5 protein-coding genes are annotated in these 4888 nt (G+C 39.9%); 1 reads left to right on the plus strand and 4 read right to left on the minus strand.

Going from position 1 to position 4888, the window contains the following annotated elements; all coding sequences use genetic code 11:
- Nucleotides 1–187: 187 nt before the first annotated feature.
- The 4 genes from CHU92_RS01895 to CHU92_RS01910 all read right to left on the minus strand — a co-directional run bounded on the left by CHU92_RS01895 (nt 188) and on the right by CHU92_RS01910 (nt 3119).
- Nucleotides 188–913, minus strand: coding sequence for a head GIN domain-containing protein (locus tag CHU92_RS01895; RefSeq protein ID WP_094412043.1), 726 nt, complete (start codon nt 911–913; stop codon nt 188–190).
- 74 nt (nt 914–987) lie between these two features.
- Entirely contained in the window at nt 988–2049 is a 1062-nt protein-coding gene (locus CHU92_RS01900) for a DUF4097 family beta strand repeat-containing protein (protein ID WP_129582982.1), read from the minus strand.
- Nucleotides 2030–2572 (minus strand): hypothetical protein, encoded by a 543-nt coding sequence (locus tag CHU92_RS01905; RefSeq protein ID WP_094412047.1) that lies wholly within the window; start codon nt 2570–2572, stop codon nt 2030–2032. The genes CHU92_RS01900 and CHU92_RS01905 overlap by 20 nt, the downstream gene beginning before the upstream one ends.
- The gene (locus CHU92_RS01910; protein WP_243389543.1) at nt 2559–3119 is read right to left on the minus strand and encodes an RNA polymerase sigma factor; all 561 of its coding nucleotides are present in this window, start codon (nt 3117–3119) and stop codon (nt 2559–2561) included. The genes CHU92_RS01905 and CHU92_RS01910 overlap by 14 nt, the downstream gene beginning before the upstream one ends.
- Nucleotides 3120–3734: 615 nt before the next feature.
- Between CHU92_RS01910 and CHU92_RS01915 the strand changes: the two genes are divergently transcribed.
- Nucleotides 3735–4553, plus strand: a complete 819-nt coding sequence (locus CHU92_RS01915) for a hypothetical protein (protein ID WP_094412051.1) — start codon at nt 3735–3737, stop codon at nt 4551–4553.
- The last annotated feature ends 335 nt before the right edge of the window (nt 4554–4888 follow it).

Consider the following 4888-nt stretch of genomic DNA (forward strand, 5'->3'; position numbering starts at 1 on the left):
ATCTCCCCGCCGCCATAAGCGCGGCGGCGGGGAGGATGCCGCTTCCACCGGGGCTAAGGCTTCGGCGGCAGTACCTCCTTGTTATCCAATGGCCACTTCAACACGCCGTATAACCGCAAAAAGAAAAACCACCCGTTGCGGGTGGCTTTCCAAAAGCAAATTTAACCTAATCTAACCTAATTCTATACTATTTGAATATTTTAAATTCACCGCTGCCGGTACGCTTCAGGTCACGCTCTTTAGGTTCACCGGCATAAGCTACACTTCCGCTGCCCGTGATCATTCCGGTAATAGCCTGGCTGGTATACACGTAAGCATTGCCGGAACCTGATACGGTTACATCTGCGCTTCCCGCTTTTAGTGTTTCGGCTTTGATATAGCCTGAACCCGAAACCAAACACGTAAAGTTTTGTGTTGTTCCCTGCAGGTTTATATTTCCGGATCCAAGCACCGTAGCACTTGTAGTGGCAGCTGCCACCTCAAGGTTAATTTTACCTGAACCGTCAAGCACCACTTTAATGTCGTCCTTCAGTTCTTTTTTACCGCTTATTGACCCGGAGCCGTAGAGCGCTACTTCTTCCAGTTTTGTAAAAGGTACTTTAATAATTATCTTATTACCCCTGCTGCTCTTAAACAGTTTTCCTTCCTGCGGCATTATCTCAAGGGTGTTGTTACTTACACGGGTTACCACCAGGTCAATAATGTTAGCATCTGCCTCAACAGATACGCTTCCTGCTTCTCCACTCACCAGCCTTACATCAAAAGGCCCTTTTACAGACAGTTTGGTAAAGTCTGATACTTTCCGGCTGCTCCTGGTTGTTGCGCCGTTACCGATTGTTACTTCTGCTTTTTCCTGGGCATACCCCGAAACAAAGCATAACACTCCCATTAAAATGATTGCAAATTTTTTCATGATAAACGTTTTTTGATTGATGATTGATAATTAATTAAGACGATTGTTTTTTATGATAGGTTGTATCAGGTTAACTATTTTTTTACTAATTGTATATGTCCGTATTTAGATTTTATGAAGAGTTTATTACTTCCGCTGTTTTTATGGTACCCTTTATAGTATCCACCTGAGCCATATTCCTTATCTTTTTTAGTGGTAAATTTAAAGCCTTCAGTACCCGTAATGTCGGAATATTCTGTGGTCAACTCAAAATCAAAGGGGTAGCTGTCATCAAAGCCAAGGCTTATACCGGTATAATTGGCATTTATAGCTATGTTACGGGTGGTTTTATCTATAAGTTCAATTTTAATATCGCCATAATTTGTAGTCAGGTTAAGTGTATTGTATATCCTGCCAAAGCGTATGGTGTTATAGTCGCCTTTGCCTGTAACTACACCTGCACTTTTTATTTTTATTTCACCATAATCTGAAGTATATTGGATAGTATTTATATCTTCACCGCTAAGGTTTGAATATTCTCCTTTAAATTCCACATTATTACTTTTTCCAACCCGGAGGCCAGAATATTTGGCATTGATTGTAGCAGCTTTGGCAAAGTTTATTTTTGAATTGCCGCAATACTGTATCTTCAGCAGGTTTACGTCGTTATGTAGTTCATCAATGCCTACATCGCCATACTGGCAGTTGATATCAGCTTTGCCGTATATTTTTCCGGCCTGTATGCCGCCATACTCGTTGTCAAGGTTTATGGAACCCTTTTTCGGTATTTTAATCGTATAATTGATTTCCATACTTATGTTGGAGTTGCAGGTAAGGTTACCGATTTTAGTCACTGCGGTAACCAATGCCTTGGTAGCGCTGAAACTTACATCTATAGAATTGATACGCTGGGTAACCTGTTTTTCATCGTCGCCTGCTACCTTTATTGTTATATCAATCTCAGTAATATTCTGGTCCCAGGTAGCCACATACACAGTGCCATATTTATTATTAATATCAAGGGCGGCATTGCTGTTTACCTGGTACGATTTCCGGATGTTCTTCTCCTTTTTATATTTCCCTTTAAGCTCAACCGCACTGGCAAGGGCGGGTAAAAGGAGCAGTAAAAGCATATATTTAAAGCTGGTTGTTTTCATGGTATTGTTCTTTTATTTTTTTGGTGTTCTCTATCCGTGTTGTTACCTGTTCAAGGAATGCTATCCTGGTTTGCAGGTTGGTAATCATGGCATGTATAAGCTGGCGGCTTTCGCCTTTTTGCAAAAGCTCCTGTGTCAGCTTATCATAATCTTTTTCGAGTTTCTCTATTTGAAAAAGCGCATCTTTAACCAGCCTTTGTGTTTCAGGGCTGTTCTCTTTCTCAATTTTGGCAAGTTCCTTACTTATTACTGATGCAAAGTACAGTTGTGTTTCACGTGCTTTCGGCGATACTTTTGCAAGCGCGTCCTGTTGTAGTGTTTCGGGCTTATGGTTTATGAATATGCCAAACAGTATTAGTATAGCCGCCGCTATCGGCAGTAGCAGGCTAAAGGGGAAGCGCTTTTTATCCTTACGCTCAAGCCTTGCCAGGAAGCGGTCCTGGTGGCCGGCCTCAGGCTCCTGCGTATCCCAGCTGCCATTGAGCCGGGTAAACAGTTCTTCAAGGTTTTTATCGGTACTCATATACACTAAGTTTTTTAAGCAGGCTCTCCTTAGCCCTGCTGATCATGGTACGGCAATTGCCGGGGTTTATTTTTAAAATTTCACATATTTCTTCCTGGTCATACCCTTCAATAAACAATAAGGTGAGCACAAGCCTGTAATTTTCCTTCAGCGATTGTATGGCCGCCATTACCTGGTGCATCTGCATTTGCAGGAAATCTATCTTCGCTTCTTCACCGGGGCCTGCGTCTTCAACTTTATACAGCACGTCATCCAGCGGCTCCAGGGTTACTTTGTTTATTTTTTTATAATTGTCCAGGCTGTGGTTTACCACAATCTTTTTTAGCCAGGCCCCAAACGAAACTTCACCTTTATAACTGTCAATCTTAGTAAAGGCTTTAAGGAACGACTCCTGCATTATATCTTCAGCCCAGTGCGCGTCCTTTACAATGCGCAGCGCAGTATTGTACATGGCTTTATAATATTTATTATAAAGCTCAAACTGCGCGTTACGGCTTCCCTGCCTGCAGCGTTCTATAAGGTTATCTGTTTCCTTTAAGTGTTCCAACTTGGTTAACCGGTTTGCTATAATGACTGCTCCTATTTCATGATGTTACAGTTCTTCATGAAAAATATGTATTTTTTTTCTAAAAAAAGCCATACGGTATGCATAATTAATTGTTTTTCAATATTTTATACATTTAAAAAAATCTATGTTTTAGTGTGATGCAGATTGTTTCATCATGCTAATCCAAATTTATATGATGAAATTGTTTCTTAGGAATGGCCTTCGGAGTACAGCTGCTTTCAAAAGTCTCTATGATAAAGTTGTGGTGTCTTTCATTTTGCTAATCCATAACCTGCCTGGAATTCTTTATGGACATCTTTCCATCCACGGTCAATTAACCGATGCAACTTTATTTTAAAAGTTTTATCTGTAATATTGGCTAAAACTTGTCTATAAAATCCATTAAAATTTTATGCTACGTGTACACGCTCTTATACGGTTGCGGTTGTAGCATCAGCAGGCGGATACGTTATCAGCCTTTTGGCGAAATTACGAATCTTAAATAAATTGTAATATATCGATTATACGTACACTTTATCGAAAATTAAACAGTCTACTGTTACGCTTTTTAAGCTGTATGATAAATTTGGCATTTAGATACTAAAAAATAATATTATGTATAGGGCTATTTTATATCTTATATTTATTGCCACATATGTAGGCCATGCTCAGGATTCGCCTGGGAACCGCCCGGAACTGTTACTGGAAAAGACTGTGAAGATTAAACCCCTTTCCGAAAGTGAACTTTCTTACGAAAAAGGGTATAATGATTTTTTTATCAATGAAAACCTGAGCAAAATATATGCTGAAAATAAAAACCACCGCACTAAGCACGAAGCGCTTGCCAACAGGATCTTCAAGGTAGTGGATGTAAGGCCTTTTGAAAGCAATGGTATAAAAAACTACGTCATACAGCTCCAGGATACAATAAGGAACGAAGCTGTATATTATAAATTCAATAAGTTTTCGGAAAGCAACAAGAAGTATTATTTCCAGGTGATTGACGGGATAAAGTATCCTAAAGATTTTTTTTGTGATTTCCTTACTCATATTATTGATAAAAATACAGATGAACATAAGCTGACTGCTTCAATATCAGAAGGGCTCCATGTTGTCAAAATAAAGAAGGGTAAAACCATAACCTACAGGATGGAAGTTGTCACAGTTGAGCAGGTTATAAGTATGTTGCCGGGCGTTGTACTCGTATTTGAAGACGGCAGGAAACTCGAAAAACCTCAGGCAGAAGCTGTCATGGGGACTAATAATAATGATAATATTGTATACATAGCCACATTTGAGCTTACACCCGCAGAGATGGCCATACTCACACAGAGCAGGATAGTAAGTGGCAAAATTTCAAAATTTATAAAAAATTATGCAGAAGGAGAAAAATTCATGGAAATCCTGAAATGCCTTGTGCGTACGGATGTATAATTTTATGCCGCTTTTTTCAGATTTTCAACATTATTATCTGTACGTGGGGCTAAACTTGAAGCATTTATCAGTGAAGTACAAAAGAATTTAAATCAGCAGCCATAAGTTTTCTGGCCCGTTTCAGCCTGCAAAAATATACATGCAATAAAAAGCATTCGCCATAACTAAACTATATGCAAAGAAATGTCCCGATACCCCTTGCCGGATAACATTTCCTGCCAAGCATTTACCTTATTTCCCCGTCCTCAAAGCCCGCTCATCCTCTTCCTCCGTCAAACTTTTTTTTCAGGAGCGAAAAGACAGGGCCATACCGGCAGGCGCCATTCCCGCTTTCC

It is taken from the genome of Flavobacterium cyanobacteriorum (assembly GCF_002251835.1).
In the GTDB taxonomy this organism is placed as follows: domain Bacteria; phylum Bacteroidota; class Bacteroidia; order Flavobacteriales; family Flavobacteriaceae; genus Flavobacterium; species Flavobacterium cyanobacteriorum.